16 protein-coding genes are annotated in these 17,002 nt (G+C 70.7%); all 16 read right to left on the bottom strand.

Features of this window, described 5'->3' with window-relative positions; all coding sequences use genetic code 11:
• Positions 1-2: 2 nt before the first annotated feature.
• The 16 genes from nuoK to mqnC all read right to left on the bottom strand — a co-directional run bounded on the left by nuoK (position 3) and on the right by mqnC (position 16,870).
• Positions 3-302 carry an NADH-quinone oxidoreductase subunit NuoK gene (gene nuoK / locus E1166_RS03115; RefSeq protein ID WP_132260981.1) on the bottom strand — a complete coding sequence of 100 codons (300 nt, stop codon included), beginning with the start codon at positions 300-302 and terminating at the stop codon, positions 3-5.
• Complete coding sequence (locus E1166_RS03110; protein WP_132335601.1) at positions 299-1,069, bottom strand: NADH-quinone oxidoreductase subunit J; 771 nt, start codon at positions 1,067-1,069, stop codon at positions 299-301. The genes nuoK and E1166_RS03110 overlap by 4 nt, the downstream gene beginning before the upstream one ends.
• Positions 1,066-1,707, bottom strand: a complete 642-nt coding sequence (gene nuoI, locus E1166_RS03105; protein ID WP_132335599.1) for an NADH-quinone oxidoreductase subunit NuoI — start codon at positions 1,705-1,707, stop codon at positions 1,066-1,068. Before nuoI ends, E1166_RS03110 begins: the two co-directional genes overlap by 4 nt.
• A 1-nt stretch (position 1,708) precedes the next feature.
• Positions 1,709-3,061: an NADH-quinone oxidoreductase subunit NuoH gene (nuoH, locus tag E1166_RS03100; protein ID WP_132335597.1), complete on the bottom strand. Its 1,353-nt coding sequence runs from the start codon at positions 3,059-3,061 to the stop codon at positions 1,709-1,711.
• Positions 3,058-5,559, bottom strand: a complete 2,502-nt coding sequence (locus E1166_RS03095; RefSeq protein ID WP_132335595.1) for an NADH-quinone oxidoreductase subunit G — start codon at positions 5,557-5,559, stop codon at positions 3,058-3,060. Before E1166_RS03095 ends, nuoH begins: the two co-directional genes overlap by 4 nt.
• Entirely contained in the window at positions 5,559-6,875 is a 1,317-nt protein-coding gene (nuoF, locus tag E1166_RS03090) for an NADH-quinone oxidoreductase subunit NuoF (protein ID WP_132335593.1), read from the bottom strand. Before nuoF ends, E1166_RS03095 begins: the two co-directional genes overlap by 1 nt.
• On the bottom strand, positions 6,872-7,993 hold the full coding sequence (nuoE, locus tag E1166_RS03085; protein WP_132335591.1) for an NADH-quinone oxidoreductase subunit NuoE: 1,122 nt from the start codon (positions 7,991-7,993) through the stop codon (positions 6,872-6,874). Before nuoE ends, nuoF begins: the two co-directional genes overlap by 4 nt.
• Before the next feature lie 175 nt (positions 7,994-8,168).
• On the bottom strand, positions 8,169-9,494 hold the full coding sequence (locus E1166_RS03080; RefSeq protein ID WP_132335589.1) for an NADH-quinone oxidoreductase subunit D: 1,326 nt from the start codon (positions 9,492-9,494) through the stop codon (positions 8,169-8,171).
• On the bottom strand, positions 9,491-10,228 hold the full coding sequence (locus E1166_RS03075) for an NADH-quinone oxidoreductase subunit C (protein WP_132335587.1): 738 nt from the start codon (positions 10,226-10,228) through the stop codon (positions 9,491-9,493). The genes E1166_RS03080 and E1166_RS03075 overlap by 4 nt, the downstream gene beginning before the upstream one ends.
• Positions 10,225-10,905: an NADH-quinone oxidoreductase subunit B gene (locus tag E1166_RS03070; RefSeq protein WP_132335585.1), complete on the bottom strand. Its 681-nt coding sequence runs from the start codon at positions 10,903-10,905 to the stop codon at positions 10,225-10,227. Before E1166_RS03070 ends, E1166_RS03075 begins: the two co-directional genes overlap by 4 nt.
• Positions 10,906-10,919: 14 nt before the next feature.
• On the bottom strand, positions 10,920-11,285 hold the full coding sequence (locus tag E1166_RS03065; RefSeq protein ID WP_132260991.1) for an NADH-quinone oxidoreductase subunit A: 366 nt from the start codon (positions 11,283-11,285) through the stop codon (positions 10,920-10,922).
• 144 nt (positions 11,286-11,429) lie between these two features.
• Entirely contained in the window at positions 11,430-12,704 is a 1,275-nt protein-coding gene (locus E1166_RS03060; protein ID WP_132335583.1) for a geranylgeranyl reductase family protein, read from the bottom strand.
• A 145-nt stretch (positions 12,705-12,849) separates the two neighbouring features.
• Positions 12,850-13,089, bottom strand: a complete 240-nt coding sequence (locus E1166_RS03055) for a hypothetical protein (protein WP_132335581.1) — start codon at positions 13,087-13,089, stop codon at positions 12,850-12,852.
• 121 nt (positions 13,090-13,210) lie between these two features.
• Positions 13,211-13,921 (bottom strand): demethylmenaquinone methyltransferase, encoded by a 711-nt coding sequence (locus E1166_RS03050; RefSeq protein WP_132335579.1) that lies wholly within the window; start codon positions 13,919-13,921, stop codon positions 13,211-13,213.
• A gap of 77 nt (positions 13,922-13,998) precedes the next feature.
• Positions 13,999-15,225, bottom strand: a complete 1,227-nt coding sequence (locus E1166_RS03045) for an LPXTG cell wall anchor domain-containing protein (RefSeq protein WP_132335577.1) — start codon at positions 15,223-15,225, stop codon at positions 13,999-14,001.
• A gap of 454 nt (positions 15,226-15,679) precedes the next feature.
• Positions 15,680-16,870, bottom strand: a complete 1,191-nt coding sequence (gene mqnC, locus E1166_RS03040; protein ID WP_132260996.1) for a cyclic dehypoxanthinyl futalosine synthase — start codon at positions 16,868-16,870, stop codon at positions 15,680-15,682.
• Positions 16,871-17,002 lie beyond the last annotated feature (132 nt).

The following is a 17,002-nucleotide window of genomic DNA, read 5'->3' as shown; positions in this document are numbered from 1 at the left end:
CTTTAGTACTTCAGCAGGTTGGCGTCGTCGACGCTCGCCGAGCGCCGGGTCCGGAAGATCGACATGATGATGGCGAGCCCGATCACGACCTCGGCCGCGGCCACCACCATCACGAAGAACGCCATGATCTGGCCGTTGAGGTCACCGTTGATCCGGCTGAAGGTGACCAGCGTCAGGTTCGCCGCGTTGAGCATCAGCTCGACGCACATGAACAGCACGATCGCGTTACGCCGAACCAGCACGCCGACGGCGCCGATGGTGAAGAGCACCGCCGCGAGGATGAGGTAGTAGTCGGGGGTCATTTGTCAGTCCCCTTCAGGGAGGTTTCCTCGGCGGTCATCTCCCGCACCGGCAGGATCTCCGGGGTGCTGCGCTCGGTCAGCCGGCCGTCGGGCAGGCGGGCCGGGGTGGCCACCGAGGACGAGGTGGCGAAGACACCGGGGCCGGGCTTCGGACCCGGGTAGTTGCCGGGGCGGAACCGGGCCTTCATGGTGGCGACCTGGTCCATCCGGTCCTCCCGGCGCCGCTCGATGTGCGCCAGCACCATCGCGCCGACGGCCGCCGTGATCAGCAGCGCCGAGGTCAGCTCGAAGGCGAAGACGTACTTGGTGAAGAGCAGCCGCGCGATGCCCTGCACGTTCCCCTCGGCGTTGGCCTGTTCCAGGCCCACTCCGGCGGTCCCGCCGAGCGCCCGGTGCAGACCGGTGCCGATCAGGCCGGCGAAGCCGAGACCCAGCACCACCGCGGCGATCCGCTGCCCGCGCAACGTCTCGATCAGCGAGTCGGAGGCGTCCCGGCCGACCAGCATCAGCACGAAGAGGAAGAGCATCATGATCGCGCCGGTGTAGACGATGATCTGCACCATGCCGATGAACGGTCCGGCCTGAAGCACGTAGAACACGCCCAGGCAGAGCATGGTCAGCACCAGCCATAGCGCGGAGTGCACCGCGTTGCGGGCCCACACCATGCCGATCGCGCCGATCAGCGCCAGCGGGGCGAGGATCCAGAAGGTGACCTCCTCACCCCCGGACACCTCACCCGCCGCGGCGAGCACCGTAGACGTGGTCATGCTTCTGCTCCCTTGCCCGCCTCGGCCCGCTGGGCGTGCTGCTCGGCGCCGGGGAAGGTCACCCCCGGGTGTTCCTCGAGCTGGTAGCGGCCCGGGTTGTTGGCCGATCGCTCGGCACCGGCCGAGGTACCCGGGTTGTCCAGCGCGCCGACGTAGTAGTCCTTCTCACTGTCGCCCAGCCGCATCGGGTGCGGCGGCTGCTCCATGCCCGGCAGCAGCGGCGCGAGCAACTGCTCCTTGGTGAAGATCAGGTCCTGCCGGTTGTCGCGGGCCAGCTCGTACTCGTTGCTCATGGTCAGCGAACGGGTCGGGCAGGCCTCGATGCAGAGCCCGCAGAAGATGCACCGGGCGTAGTTGATCTGGTAGACGCTGGCGTACCGCTCACCTGGCGAGAAGCGTTGCTCCTCGCTGTTGTCGCCACCCTCGACGTAGATCGCGTCCGCCGGGCAGGCCCAGGCGCACAGCTCGCAGCCGATGCACTTCTCCAGGCCGTCCGGATGCCGGTTCAGGATGTGCCGGCCGTGGTAGCGCGGCGCCGAGACCGGCGGCTTGAACGGGTAGTCGGTGGTGACGACCTTCCTGAACATGTGCGAGAAGGTGACCCCGAAGCCCTTGAACGTTCCGGTGATCGCGCCCACGTCACACCTCCCTGGAGTCCGAGCCGGCAACGATGTTGGCCGGCTCCCGCTCGGCGACCACGCGCTTGGTGCGCGGGCTCGGTGGTACCTGAAGGTCCAGCGGGGGCAGCGGGAAGCTGCCCGGTGGACGGCTGTCGACCTGTTCCTGCAGAGTCGGTTTCGGCTTCGGCTGCCGGCTGGGCCAGAGGATCGTGATCAGCAGCAGCACACCCGCGCCGACGGCGGTGGCCAGCATCCGGTCCCGCGACTGCCAGTCCTCGATCGACCGCAGGCCGGCCAGGACCAGGATCCAGACCAGGTTGATCGGCAGCAGGACCTTCCAGCCCAGACGCATGAACTGGTCGTACCGGAGCCGGGGCAGGGTGCCCCGGAGCCAGACGAAGACGAAGACCAGGATCAGCACCTTGCCGAAGAACCACAGCATCGGCCACCAGCCGGAGTTGGCCCCCGCCCAGAAGGTGGTGATCGGGGCCGGGGCCCGCCAACCGCCGAGGAACAACGTCGTGGTCACCGCGGACATGGTCACCATCGCGACGTACTCGGAGAGCATGAAGAGCGCGAACTTCAGCGAGCTGTACTCGGTCATGAAGCCCGCGACCAGCTCCGACTCCGCCTCGGGCAGGTCGAACGGTGCCCGGTTGGTCTCACCGACGATGGCGATGAAGAAGATGATGAAGCTGGGCAGCAACAGGATCGCGTACCAGCCGGGGGCCGGGATCTCGAAGCCGCCGAGGCTCAGCGTGGTGCCGCTCGCCTGGGCGGCGACGATCCCACTGGTGGACATCGTGCCGGCGGTCATGAAGACCGCCACGATGCTCAACCCCATCGCGACCTCGTACGAGATCATCTGGGCGGTGGAGCGGAGACCGCCGAGCAGCGGGTAGGTCGAACCGGAGGCCCAACCGCCGAGCACGACGCCGTAGACGGCCAGCGAGGAACACGCCAGCAGCACCAACACCGCCACCGGCACGTCGGTGACCTGCAACGGGGTCCGGTGCCCGAAGATGCTCACCATCGGACCGAACGGGATCACCGACAGGGCGGTGACCGCGCAGACCACCGAGATGACCGGTGCGAAGAAGTAGACGACCTTGTCCGCGGCCCGCGGGAGGATGTCCTCCTTGAAGGCCATCTTCAGACCGTCGGCGAGGGTCTGCAGCAGGCCGAACGGGCCGACCTGGTTCGGGCCGGGCCGGACCTGCATGTAGCCGACCACCCGCCGCTCGAACCAGACGCCGAGCAGCGTGGCCAACAGGCCGAACACGAACGCGAACACGATCTTGCCGAGGACCAGCCACCACGGGTCCCGGCCGAAGTCGGCCAGCGTCGGGTCCTGCGCGAGGAGGACGGTCACCGTGCCCACCTTTCGTTCGCGACTGCGGGGCTGCCGGTCTCGTCCGCGGCGGCCCGTTCGGCCGGGATGGCCCCGGCGGTGGCCGCGGAGATCCGTACGACCGTGCCGGACGTCGCGCCGAGGCTGCGCCGCACGGTCGAGCCGGGTGAGTTGGTCGGCAGCCAGACCACGCCGTCCGGCATCTCGGTGATCAGCGTCGGCAGGGTCACCGCCCCCCGGTCGGTGCCCACCGTCACCGGATCGCCGTCGGCGACACCGAGCGCCTCGGCGGTGCCCTTGCCGAGCCGGACCACCGGCGGGCGGGCGGTGCCGGCGAGGTGCTCGTCACCGTCGATGAGGCTGCCCAGGTCGATGAGCTGGTGCCAGGTGGCCAGCACGGCCTCGCCCGGCCCGGGCCTCGGCACGGCACCGGGCTCGACGCTGGGGACGGCCGGCGAATTCACCCGGGTCGGCGGCAGCCCGCCCAGCTCGCGGCGGATGCTCGGCACGTCGCCGGTGCCGAGCCGGACGTCGAGCTGTGCGGCGAGCGCGTCGAGCACCCGGCCGTCGGAGAGCGCCCCGGTGTGCAGCACCTCCTCGAAGGTGCGCAGCCGCCCCTCCCAGTCCAGGAAGCTGCCGGCCTTCTCGACCACCGGCGCGACCGGGAAGACGACGTCCGCCCGGCGGGTCACCGCTGAGTTGCGCAGTTCCAGGCTGACCAGGAACGGCACCGCGTCGAGGGCCTGTTCGGCCAGGCGCGGGTCGGCCAGGTCGGCCGGGTCCACGCCGGCCACCACCAGGGCGCCGAGCCGGCCGTCGGCCGCCGCGGCGAGGATCTGGTCGGTGTCCCGACCGGCCTGGCTGGGGATGACCCCGGCCGGGATGTCCCACGCCTCGCCGAGTTCGGCGCGGGCGGCGGGCTCGGTCACCGGCCGCCCACCGGGCAGCAGGTTGGGCAGGCAACCGGCGTCGACCGCGCCGCGGTCACCCGCGCGCCGCGGCACCCAGGCCAGCTTCGCGCCGGTACGCCGGGCCACGTCCGCCGCGGCGGAGAGGCCGCCCGGTACGCTGGCCAGCCGCTCGCCGACGAAGAGGATGGCCCCCTCGGTGCCCAGCGCCTCGGCCACGGTGTGGTGCTCGGCGAGCACGCTCGCCTCCTCGCCCGGCACCACCCGGGCCAGCTTGGCGCCGAGCTTCTCCAGGCCACGGGTGGCGAACGGGGCGATCGCGTAGACCGTCAGCTTCTTCTTCAGGTACGCCTTGCGCAGCCGCAGGAAGAGGATCGGGCACTCCTCCTCCGGCTCCAGGCCGACCAGCACCACCGCGGACGCCTTCTCCACGTCGGCGTAGGTCACCTCGGTGGCCCCGGCGACGGTGCTGGCCAGGAAGTCGGCCTCCTCGCGGGAGACCGGCCGGGCCCGGAAGTCGATGTCGTTGGTGTGCAGGGCGACCCGGGCGAACTTCGCGTACGCGTAGGCGTCCTCGACGGTGAGCCGGCCGCCGGTCAGCACCGCCGTGCCCTGCCCGCCGTCCCGGGCGGCGCGCAGCCCCTCGGCGGCCCGGGTCAGCGCCTCGCTCCAGGACGCCGCCCGCAGCTCCCCGCTGTGCTCGTCACGAACCAGCGGGGTGGTGAGCCGGTCGACGGCACGGGTGTACTGGAAGCCCCACCGGCCCTTGTCGCAGTTCCACTCCTCGTTGACCTGCGGGTCGTCGCCGGCCAGCCGGCGCAGCACCTTGCCCCGCCGCCAGTCGGTGCGCTGGGCGCAGCCGGCCGAACAGTGCTCGCAGACACTCGGGCTGGAGACCAGGTCGAACGGCCGGGCCCGGAACCGGTACTGGGCACCGGTCAGCGCCCCCACCGGGCAGATCTGCACGGTGTTGCCGGAGAAGTACGAGTTGAACGGGACGTCCCCGGCGTCGCCTTCCTCGCCGTACTCCTCGTCCCGGTAGATGTTGATCTCCTCGGCGGACGAGCGGCCCATCAGGTCGATGAACTTGTCGCCGGCGATCTCCTCGGAGAACCGGGTGCAGCGCTGGCAGAGCACGCACCGCTCGCGGTCGAGCAGCACCTGCGTGCTGATCTCCAGCGGCTTCTCGTACTCCCGCTTGTGCTCGTGGAACCGGGAGTCGGCGCGGCCGGTGGACATCGCCTGGTTCTGCAACGGGCACTCGCCGCCCTTGTCGCACATCGGGCAGTCCAGCGGGTGGTTGAGCAGCAGCAGCTCCATCACCCCCTCCTGCGCCTTCTTGGCGACCGGGGAGGTGAGCTGGGTACGGACCACCATGCCGTCGGCGACCGTCTGGGTGCAGGAGGCGACCGGCTTGCGCTGGCCCTCCACCTCCACCAGGCACTGGCGGCAGGCGCCCGCCGGGGCCAGCAGCGGGTGGTCGCAGAACCGGGGGATCTCCGTGCCCAACTGCTCGGCGACCCGGATCAACAGCGCACCCTTCGGGGCGGTGACCTCGACGCCGTCGATGGTGAGCGTGACCGTCTCGGTCTGCTTCGCTACGTCGGTCATTAGTGGGCTCCCACCAGCTGCTTGTCGGAGAGCTTCGGTGCGGTACGTCCCTCGATGTAGTCGAGGTAGTCCTGCTTGAAGTACTTCAGCGACGAGGTCACCGAGCTGGTCGCACCGTCACCCAGGCCGCAGAACGAGCGGCCGAGGATGTTGTCGCAGGTGTCGAGCAGGGTGTCCAGGTCCTCGTGGGTGCCCTGGCCGGCGAGGATGCGCCGGTAGACCCGGACCATCCAGTAGTTGCCCTCCCGGCACGGGGTGCACTTGCCGCACGACTCGTGGTGGTAGAACTCCAGCCACCGGTAGGTCGCGTACACCGGGCAGTCCTGGTCGGAGAAGATCTGGGTGGCCGTGGTGCCCAGGATCGAGCCGGCCGCCGCCACCCCCTCGAAGTCCAGCGGCACATCCAGGTGCTCGGCGGTGAGCAGCGGGGTCGACGAGCCGCCCGGGGTCCAGAACCGCAGGTTGTGCCCGGGCTGCATGCCCCCGGCCAGCTCGATCAGCTCGCGCAGGGTGACCCCCATCGAGCACTCGTACTGACCGGGATGCGCGATCCGACCGGAGAGCGAGTAGATCATCGGTCCGGAGGACTTCTCGGTGCCCATGGTCTTCCACCACTCGGCGCCGCCCAGCACGATGTACGGCACGCTGGCGATGGTGCCGACGTTGTTGACCACCGTCGGGCTGGCGTACAGGCCGTGCGTCGCCGGGAACGGCGGGCGCAGCCGGGGCTGGCCCCGGAACCCCTCCAGCGAGTCCAGCAGCGCGGTCTCCTCGCCGCAGATGTACGCCCCGGCGCCCGAGTGCACCACCAGGTCGAGGTCGAACTTCGAACCCAGGATGTTCCTGCCGAGGTAACCCTTGGCGTACGCCTCCCGCACGGCGTTGCGCAGCCGCCGCGCGGCGTGCACCGCCTCGCCCCGGATGTAGATGTAGGCGCGGTTGGCCCGGATCGCGTACGACGCGATGATCACACCCTCGACCAGCGAGTGCGGGTCGTGCGTCATGAGCGGCAGGTCCTTGCAGGTGCCCGGCTCGCCCTCGTCGGCGTTGACCACCAGGTAGTGCGGCCTGCCGTCGCCCTGCGGGATGAAACCCCACTTCAGGCCGGTCGGAAAGCCGGCGCCACCCCGACCCCGCAGGCCAGAGTCCTTGATCAACTGGATGAGGTCGTCCGGGTGGGCCTTGACGGCCTTACGCAGCGCGGCGTAGCCGTCGAGCTTCTCGTAGGTGCCGATCCGCCAGGCGTCCGGCGACAGCCAGCGCTTGGTCAGCACCGGCGTCAGCTTGGCCAGCGTCTCCGGCCGGGGAGTGGTCACTTCTGGACCCCCGTTTCGCTCGCGACGGCGGAACCCGCGCCGGTGGCACCGGATCCTGCCTCGGCTTCTGAGAGGTTGCGCCGCTGCGCCCCGGCCTCGTCGCCGGCGGGCTTGCCGTCCCCGGCCGGCGGGTTGGCGGCGGCTCCGGCGGCCTGCGCCTCCTGCGCGTCGCGGGGCGACGGCGGGGTGGTGTCCGCCGGGACCTTGGTACCGGGCGCGTCGGGCACGGCGGTCGACGCGTCGGGCTGCCGGGTCTCGGCGGCCCGGGTCTCGGGCGACTTGTCGTCCGGTGCCTTGACGTCCGGCGCGGTGCTACCGGTGGCCTGCTCGGGCCGTGCCGGTGCGCCGGTGCCCGCGTTGCCGGCCGGTGCCGGGGCCGACTTCGTGGCCTCGGCCTTCGCCTTCGCCTCGGCGGCGGCCTTGTCTGCCTCGGCCTTGCTGCGGATCGGGGTGTTCGGGTCGAAGCCGGGCACCGAGATGCCGTGCTGCTCGGCCAGGCGCAGACCCCGCAGGGTCGGCTCCCCCGGCCCGCCGTCGGCGACCGCGCCCTCCCGCTCGTCGGCGAACCCGGCGAGCTGCACCGACATCTCCTTCAGGGTGCAGAGCCGGGCGCCCCGGGTCGGCATCGGCCGGCCACCGGCGCGCAGCTCGTCGACCACGCCGAGCGCGCTCTGCGGGTCGACACCGTCGAAGAAGTCGTAGTTGACCGTCATCACCGGCCCGTAGTCGCAGGCCGCCAGGCACTCGGCGTGCTCCAGGGTGATCTTCCCGTCGGCGGTGGTCTCGTCGTGCCCGACGCCGAGGTGCTCGGCGAGGGTGTCGTAGACCTCCTGGCCACCGAGCACGTTGCACATCGTGTTGGTGCAGACGCTGACCAGGTAGTCACCGGTGGGCCGGCGCTTGTACATGGTGTAGAAGGTGGCGACGGCGCCGACCTGGGCCTTGTTCAGGCCGAGCACCTCGGCGCAGAACTCCACGCCGGCCGGGGAGACGTACCCCTCCTCCGACTGCACCAGGTGCAGCAGCGGCAGCAGCGCCGACCGGGACCGGTCGGCCGGGTACCGGGCGATGATCGCCCGCGCCCGGGCCCGGGTCTCGTCACTGAAAGTCGTCGTCATCAGAGCCGCCCTTCGTTCGCGACTGCGGTGCTCCGCTTCGCTGCGCTCCTCGCGCTCACCGGCAGCCGCCCTTCGTTCGCGACTGCGGTGCTCCGCTTCGCTGCGCTCCTCGCGCTCACCGGCAGCCGCCCTTCGTTCGCGACTGCGGTGCTCCGCTTCGCTGCGCTCCTCGCGCTCACCGGTCACACCCCCCCATGACGGGGTCCAGCGAGGCGCCACCGGCGATCACGTCGGCGATCAGGCCACCCTCCGCCATCGCGGGCAGGGCCTGAAGGTTGACGAAGCTCGGTTCCCGGTAGTGCACCCGGTAGGGCCGGGTGCCACCGTCGGAGACGGCGTGCACGCCCAACTCGCCGCGGGGCGACTCGATGCCGACGTACACCTGGCCCGGGGGAACCCGGAAACCCTCGGTGACCAGCTTGAAGTGGTGGATCAGCGACTCCATCGACTGACCCATGATCTTCGCGACGTGCTCCAGCGAGTTGCCCATGCCGTCGACGCCGATGGCGAGCTGGGCCGGCCAGGCGATCTTCTTGTCGGCCACCATCACCGGGCCCGGCTTCAACCGGTCCAGCGCCTGCTCGACCAGCTTCAGCGACTCCCGGATCTCGGCGAGCCGGACCAGGTAGCGGCCCCAGACGTCGCCGTCGGTGTGGGTCGGCACGTCGAACTCGTACGTCTCGTAGCCGCAGTACGGCATGGTCTTGCGCAGGTCCCAGGCGAGGCCCGCGGAGCGCAGCACCGGGCCGGTCACCCCGAGGGCGAGGCAGGCGGTCACGTCCAGCACCGCCACGTTCTGGGTCCGCTCGGTCCAGATCGGCTGGCCGGAGAGCAGGTCCTCGTACTCCTTGAGCTTCTTCGGCATCATCGTGAGGAACTCGCGGATCTTGACGATCGCCTCGTCCGGCACGTCCTGCGCCACGCCACCCGGCCGGACGTACGCGTGGTTCATCCGCAGGCCGGTGATCATCTCGAAGATCTCGAGGATGTACTCCCGCTCGCGGAAGCCGTACAGCATGATCGAGATCGCGCCCAGCTCCATGCCGGTGGTGGCCAGCCACACCAGGTGCGAGGAGATCCGGTTCAGCTCCATCATCAGCACCCGGATGGTGTTGGCCCGCTCGGTCACCTCGTCGGTGATGCCGAGCAGCTTCTCCACCGCCAGCGCGTACGCCGTCTCGTTGAACAGCGGGGCGAGGTAGTCCATCCGGGTCACGAACGTCGAACCCTGGACCCAGTTGCGGTACTCCAGGTTCTTCTCGATGCCGGTGTGCAGGTAGCCGACGACCGAGCGGGCCTCGCGGACGGTCTCGCCCTCCAGCTCCAGGATCAGCCGGAGCACCCCGTGCGTGGACGGGTGCTGCGGACCCATGTTGACCACGATCCGCTCGTCGTTGATCGGGTCGGTGCCGGAGACGACCTCGTCCCAGTCCCCACCCGTGACGGTGAAGACCTTGCCCTCGGTCGTCTCGCGCTCGGTGGCGTAGTTCGACGCCGTCATTGGTACGACCTCCGTCGGTCCGGCGGGGGAATCTCCGCACCCTTGTACTCGACGGGCACGCCGCCGAGCGGGTAGTCCTTACGCTGCGGGTGCCCCTCCCAGTCGTCCGGCATGAGGATCCGGGTCAGGTTGGGGTGGCCGTCGAAGACGATGCCGAACATGTCGTACGTCTCCCGCTCCTGCCAGTCCGCGGTCGGGTAGACGGCCGTGACGCTCGGCAGGTGCGGGTGCTCGGCGGAGACGGCGGCCTCCAGCCGGACCCGGCGGCGGTACGTCATCGAGGTGAGCTGGTAGACCACGTGCAGCCGACGCTCGTCGGCGCCGAGGTAGTCCACGCCGGAGACCGAGGAGCAGAGCTCGAAGCGGAGCGCCAGGTCGTCGCGCATCACCTGGCAGACCTCGGCGATGCGCTCCGGGCGGACGTGCAGGGTCAGCTCGCCCCGGTCCACGACAACCTTCTCGATCGCGTCGCCGAAGGCCGGGTACGCCTCCTCCAGCGCGTCGCGGACCTCGTCGAAGTAGCCGCCGTACGGCCGGGGGGTCTCCTCGACCGGCTTGCGCTGGCGGACCAGGCCACCGAACCCGGAGACGTCGCCAGTGCCGTGGATGCCGAACATGCCCCGACCGGCCGGGCTGGACGGCGGGTGCTCGGCGGGGGCGCCACTGCTGGCACCTGCCGGGGTGACCGGTACCGGCACGCCCCCGTTGTCGTTCCTGTCGTTCGGCGCGCTCACTTCTGGACACCCCCGGGGTGGTGCAGGTGGTTCTGGGCCTTCATCCAGTTCTCGATCCGCAACTGCTCCTCGCGCCCCTCGCGGACAGCCTTGGTCCACTCGGCGCGCCGGGCCTTGTCGTTGCGGTACGACGACGGCATCGAGCCGTACGGCACGACGGGCACGTCGCCGCGCTCCTTGCGGGCCTCCAGCATCTTGCGACCGTTCGGGCCGAGCGGCTCGTACATGATCTTCTCGCGGAGCTTGAGGATCGCGTCGATGAGCATCTCGGGGCGCGGCGGGCAACCGGGGAGGTACATGTCGACCGGCACCACGTGGTCGACACCCTGGACGATCGCGTAGTTGTTGAACATGCCGCCGCTGCTGGCACAGACCCCCATGGAGAGCACCCAGCGGGGCTCCGCCATCTGGTCGTAGATCTGGCGCAGCACCGGGGCCATCTTCTGGCTCACCCGGCCGGCCACGATCATCAGGTCGGCCTGGCGCGGCGAGGCACGGAACACCTCCATGCCCCAACGACCCATGTCGTAGTGCGGGCCGCCGGCGGCCATCATCTCGATGGCGCAGCAGGCCAGGCCGAAGGTGGCGCCCCAGACGGACGACTTCCGCGACCAGTTGACCAGCTTCTCCACGGAGGTGAGCAGGATGCCGGCGGGGAGCTTCTCCTCGATGCCCATCTGACGTACCTCCCTCAGTCCCAGTCCAGGCCGCCACGCCGCCACACGTAGGCGTACGCGACGAAGACCGCGACGATGAACAGGACCATCTCCACGAAGCCGAAGATCGGCAGGGCGTCGAAGGAGACCGCCCACGGGTAGAGGAAGATGATCTCGATGTCGAAGACGATGAAGAGCATCGCCGTCAGGTAGAACTTGATCGGGAACCGTCCGCCGCCCACCGGCTGGGGGCTCGGCTCGATGCCGCACTCGTACGCCTCGAGCTTGGCCTTGTTGAAGCGCCGGGGACCGGCGAAGCGGGCGGCGGCCACGGAGAACAGCGCGAACGCCGCGGCGAGGGCGAACAGCCCGATGATCGGTGCGTAAGGCGAGAGCGACATCTCTTCTCCTGCTCGTCCTTCCCCTGCCCCTGGGTGCTTGGCGAAAATCACACTATTCGCGTCCTCGCTGACCAGCGTCAGCGGGGGTCGATCCCTGTTCGCGCCCGGGCCGACACCGGCGGCGGCGACAGGCACGGTCGTCCACTACACGGCCGGTGCCGCCTTCGTCATCGCGTTGATGACCCGGTCCATCGCGTCCCCGCCGCGCGGGTCGGTCAGGTTCGCCAGCAGCTTGAGCACGAACCGCATCAACGTGGGATGGGGCATGCCGTACCGGGTCGCCATCCGCATCACCTCGGGTCGGCCGATCAGTTTCACGAAGATCCCGCCGAGTCGGTAGTAGCCACCGAACCGGGCCTTCAGCTCCTGCGGGTACGCCAGCAGCGCCCGCTCCCGGTCGGCGCCGGCGGGCCGCGCGAGCGCCTGGACGGCGACCTCCGCGGCCAGCTCGCCGGATTCCATCGCGTACGCGATGCCCTCGCCGTTGAACGGGTTGACCATGCCGCCGGAGTCGCCGACCAGCAGCACTCCGCGGGTGTAGTGGGGGACCCGGTTGAAGCCCATCGGCAGCGCCGCGCCGAGAATCGGCCCCTCGGCGTTCGTCTCGTCGGTCATCCCCCAGTCCTCGGGGGTGTTGGCCAGCCAGTCGGTGAGCAGCTTGCGGTAGTTCGTCTTCCCGAAGGCCGACGACGAGTTGAGGATGCCGAGGCCGACGTTGACCCGGCCGTCACCGAGGCCGAAGATCCAGCCGTAGCCGGGCAGCAGCGTGTCACTGCCCTTGGCCCGCAGCTCCAGCCAGGACTCCAGGTAGTCGTCGTCGTGCCGGGCGGGCGAGCGGTAGTAGCGCCGCACGGCCACCCCGATCGGCCGGTCCTCCCGCTTGGCCAGCCCGAGGGCGAGCGGGAAGCGGCCGGAGACGCCGTCCGCGGCGACGACCAGCGGGGCGTGGAAGGTGGCGGGCTGCTTGTCCGGGCCGACCTCGGCCTGCACGCCGACCACCCGGTCGTCGGCGCCGAGCACCGGCCCCAGCACGGTGACCCCGGTGCGCAGTTCCGCTCCGGCCGCGACCGCGCGCTGGGCGAGCAGGTCGTCGAAGTCCAGCCGGGTACGGACCAGGCCGTAGTTGGGGAAGCTGGCCAGGTCGGGCCAGTCCAGTTCCAGGCGTACCCCGCCGCCGATCACCCGCAGGCCCTTGTTGTGCAGCCAGCCGGCCTCGGGCGAGGTGTCCACGCCCATCCGGACGAGCTGCCGTACGGCGCGGGGCGTGAGCCCGTCGCCGCAGACCTTCTCCCGGGGAAACTCCGTCTTCTCCAGCAGCAGCACGCGTACGCCGTGCCGCGCCAGGTGGTACGCCGTCGCCGATCCGCCGGGACCGGCGCCCACGACGATGACGTCGGCGTCGTTCTCCACCGCGGTCATCTGCGCCTCCTCCCGCACGCTCGTGAAATGGTTCACAAGCCGATCGGGTTGGAGTCTATGACCGGGGTTACACCGGAAGTGTGTGAGGGGTGCCTAACTTTTCGGAAACAGTCCCGGTGGGGGCGGTTCCGTGCTGCGGCGGGGCTCAGTGGGGCGTCGGGGTGTCGGCATCCAGCCCGGCGTCGGCCCGGATCGTCGCGGGCAGGTGTTCCCGTAGCGCACCGCCGGCCACCCGGTCGAGCGCCGTCAGGACCTCGGCGACGACCTGCCGCACGTCGGCGGGATCCGCCCCGGCCAACTCCCTGAGCTGAGCGACCAGTTCCGCGGCGTCGTCCCCGACGGCGTCGACCTCGGCGGCTGCGGTCGCGGGCTCGGCTCCCCTCATGCGGAGCAGCCTACGCCCCACACCCCCCCAAATCGGGCATTTGTCAGATTTGGGCGCTGGCTGGGGACCGGTCCGACCACGGGGAGAGATTCCTCACCCGCCCGTCGGCGGGGGTGCCCGGTCAGGTGCGGACCGCGCGGTGCAGCGCCACCACCCCGCCGGTCAGGTTGCGCCACGCGACCCTCGACCATCCCGCCGCACCGATCCGCGCCGCCAGCGCCGGCTGGTCCGGCCAGGCCCGGATCGACTCGGCGAGATAGACGTACGCGTCGGGGTTGCTGGACACGGCCCGCGCCACCGCCGGCAGCGAGCGCATCAGGTACGACAGGTAGACCGTGCGGAACGCCGGATTGACCGGGGTGCTGAACTCGCAGACCACCAACCGGCCGCCCGGCTTCGTCACCCGGGCCAACTCCCGCAGCGCCGCGTCGGTGTCGTTGACGTTGCGCAGCGCGAAGGAGATCGTCACCGCGTCGAAGCTGGCGTCGGTGAACGGCAGCCGCAGCGCGTCGCCGGCCAGCAGCGGCACGCCGGGCCGGGTGCGCTTTCCGGCGTACAGCATGCCGAGCGACAGGTCCGCGCCGACCGCGTACGCCCCGGACTGGGCGAGTTCCTCGGTCGAGACGCCGGTCCCGGCGCCCACGTCGAGCACCCGCTCACCCGGGCTCAGTGCCAGCGCCGCCCGGGTCGCCCGCCGCCAGGACCGGTCCTGTCCGAAGGAGAGCACCGTGTTGGTCAGGTCGTAGCGGGCCGCCACGTCGTCGAACATCGCGGCGACCTCGTGCGGCTGCTTGTCCAGGCTGGCGCGCTGGCCCTGCGGGGTACGGCTCACCCCTCCACTCTGCCAGCCGCGCCGACACGCGAAAGGGCGGGGTGGTCGCCCACCCCGCCCTTCCTGCGTCGTACCCGTCAGTCCTCGGACTTCTCGTCGCCCGGCGCCACCAGGACGACCTTGCGGCGACGGGAGAGGATCAGCAGCGCGCCACCGGCGAGCAGCACCGCACCACCGATACCGGCGATCAGGCCGGTCTGCGCACCGGTGTTCGCCAGCCCGCCACCACCGCCGCCACCCGAGGTCGGGCTCGCAGACGGCTGGCCGCTCGGCGGCGCGGTCGGGGTCGGGCTCGGCGAGCCCGACGGGCTCGGCGCCGGGCTCAGGTCGACGAAGACGTCGAACTGGGCGATGTTGTCGCCGTCGTCGGTCTCGGCGAACGCCTTGCGCTGCGCCGGGCTGGCGACCTCCGGCTCCTCCTCCGGCTCGCCCTCGGCGGCGTCCAGCCCCTTGCCCCAGAGGATGCCGGGGCGGAGCACCTTCTCGGTGGCCCCCGCCGCCACCTTCACCCGCACGTCGGCGGTGTAGAACTGCCCGGGCTTCAGCACCACGCCACTGTCCTCGCAGTACGCCTGGGCGAAGCCGCCCAACTCCTGCTCGACACAGCCCTCGGGAAGCTCGGCGAAGGTGACGTCCGCGGGCAGGGTGATGCCGTAGGCCAGACCGGTGGCCTTGCGGCTGCCGTCGTTGTAGACCGCCCAGTCCAGCGGGGCGGTCTGGCCGGGCCGCACCGGCTTGAGGTCAGCCTCGTCGGCCTCGTCGCCGTCGACCTCGACGTCGGCGTACACGTCCTGCACCCAGGTGGTGAGGTCGTAGCCAGGCTTGGCGACGGTGATGGCGTGCTCGACGGTGTTGTTCTCCGGGTCGGGGTCGGCGGTGGCCGCGCTGATCGTCACCACCAGCGTGCCGGCGGCGCCGCGCTTACCGGTGGAGAAGAGCGGGATGCCGAAGTCCTCGGTGGTGCCGGCGGGCAGGTCACCGAGGAGGCAGCTGAACCGGGTGCCGTCTTCCTCGCAGCCGTCCGGGACCACCACGCCCACCTTGCGGTCCTTGAGGCCTGCGGTCTCGACCTCGACCCGAACGCCCTTGGCGTCGACCGTGTCGCTGGTGTTGACGACCTGGAACTTGAACGGCTTGGCCTTGGCCTCCTTGACGCCCTTGGCCAACTGGTAGCTGAGCGGGATCAGCTCGAGGTCCGCCCCGTCGGCGGCGTGCGCCGGGGCGGCGACGCCGGCGAGGCCACCCGCGGCGAGCAGGGCCACGGCGCCGACCCGCGCCAGAGCCGAGCGGTGAAGCTGGGTCATCGATCCCCCGGGGGTTAGGGACAGGTGGATTGGTGTACGAACCGTGCGGACGGTATCGGAGATCAGCCTCCGTTCGCCAGCTACGTAACGCGATTCGCGGTGATCACTGACCGTACGGAGGAAACAGTGAAGGCGGGATGGTGAACCATCCCGCCTTCACTGCCGTGCATATATGTGAACGGCCCTCATGGGCCGATGGAGGACACGCCTCGGTGCGGGCCAACCGGCCCCGCCGCACCCGCCCAAGCTGCGAGGGAACGTGTGCGCGCCGCACGTTAGCGGCCCCGGACACGACGCCGCCACCCCCCGCGCCGCGCGGCGGCGGAACCGATGCGGGATCGTCATCCGGGATTATCGGATCGGCGACTCTCGCCGTGGCGCATCGGCCATGCTCGTCGCCCGAACGGTCACCACGAATGCCGTCCCGGCGACCATCGCCGAGCCATTCGGCCGGTCAGCGGGCCTCGACCAGTGGCAGCGTCTTGCCGGCACCGCCGCCCGGCATGGCGATCGAGGAGAAGTGCGAGACCACCCGCTCGTCGGTCGGGTCGTCGGCGGGCGTCCGGTGCACGGCAAGCCGCCGGTAGAGGGTGTCCCGCTGCGCGGGGATCCGGCCCGCCGAACGGATCATGCCGATCAGCTCGTGCAGGTTGGAGCGGTGTCGGGCGCCCGCCGAGGAGATGACGTTCTCCTCCAGCATGATCGAGCCCAGGTCGTCCACCCCCATGTGCAGGGCGAGCTGGCCGACGTCCTTGCCGGTGGTCAGCCAGGACGCCTGCAGGTGCGGCACCGTCTCGAAGAAGAGCCGGGCCACCGCGACCAGCCGCAGGTACTCCAGGGTGGTCGCCTGGGTACGGCCCTTGAGGTGGTTGTTCTCCGGCTGGTACGTCCACGGGATGAACGCCCGGAACCCCCGCGTGCGGTCCTGCACGTCGCGGATCATCCGCAGGTGCTCGATCCGCTCCGCGTTGGTCTCGCCGGTGCCCATCATCATCGTGGCGGTGGACTCGATGCCCTGCCGGTGGGCCAGCTCCATGACCTCCAGCCAGCGGGCGCCGGACTCCTTCAGCGGGGCGATCGCCCTACGGGGCCGGTCGGGTAGCATCTCGGCCCCGGCCCCGGCGATGGAGTCGAGCCCGGCCGCCTTGATCCGGGCGATGGCCTCGTCCAGGCCGACGCCGGAGACCTTGGCCATGTGCAGAATCTCGCTCGGCCCGATCGAGTGGATGGCGAGCTGCGGGTACGCCTTCTTCACCGAGGAGAACAGCTCCTCGTAGTACTCGACGCCGTAGTCCGGGTGGTGCCCGCCCTGGAGCATCACCTGGGTCGCGCCCAGCTCGACCGCCTCGCCGCAGCGGCGCAGGATCTCCTCGGTCGGGTGGGTCCAACCCTCCTTGTGCTTGGGCGCCCGGTAGAACGCGCAGAACTTGCACGCCGTCACGCAGACGTTCGTGTAGTTGATGTTGCGATCGATCAGGTACGTGACGATGTTGTCCGGGTACCGCCGCCGGCGGACCGCGTCCGCCGCCTCGCCCAGGGCGTGGAAGGGCCCCTCCGTGTAGAGCAGCAGGGCCTCCTCGGGCGTGATCCGCCCGCCGTCCGCGCCACGCTGCAGGATGTCGTCGATCTCCCGGCTCACCGTCACGCCTCCGAGGGTACGTCGCCGAGCATGTGCCCACCGCCCGGGCCGGGTGGCCTGCGGCGCTCCCCACAACCACCCCGGCGCACCCACGTCGTCAGGAGAGACCCGGGACTGGCCACGGGAAGGCCGATGTTC

Origin of the sequence: Micromonospora sp. KC213, assembly GCF_004348325.1 — a bacterium.
Taxonomy (GTDB): domain Bacteria; phylum Actinomycetota; class Actinomycetes; order Mycobacteriales; family Micromonosporaceae; genus Micromonospora.
The sequence above is the reverse complement of the archived record's forward strand: the minus strand, read 5'-3'. Positions and strand labels throughout refer to the sequence as shown.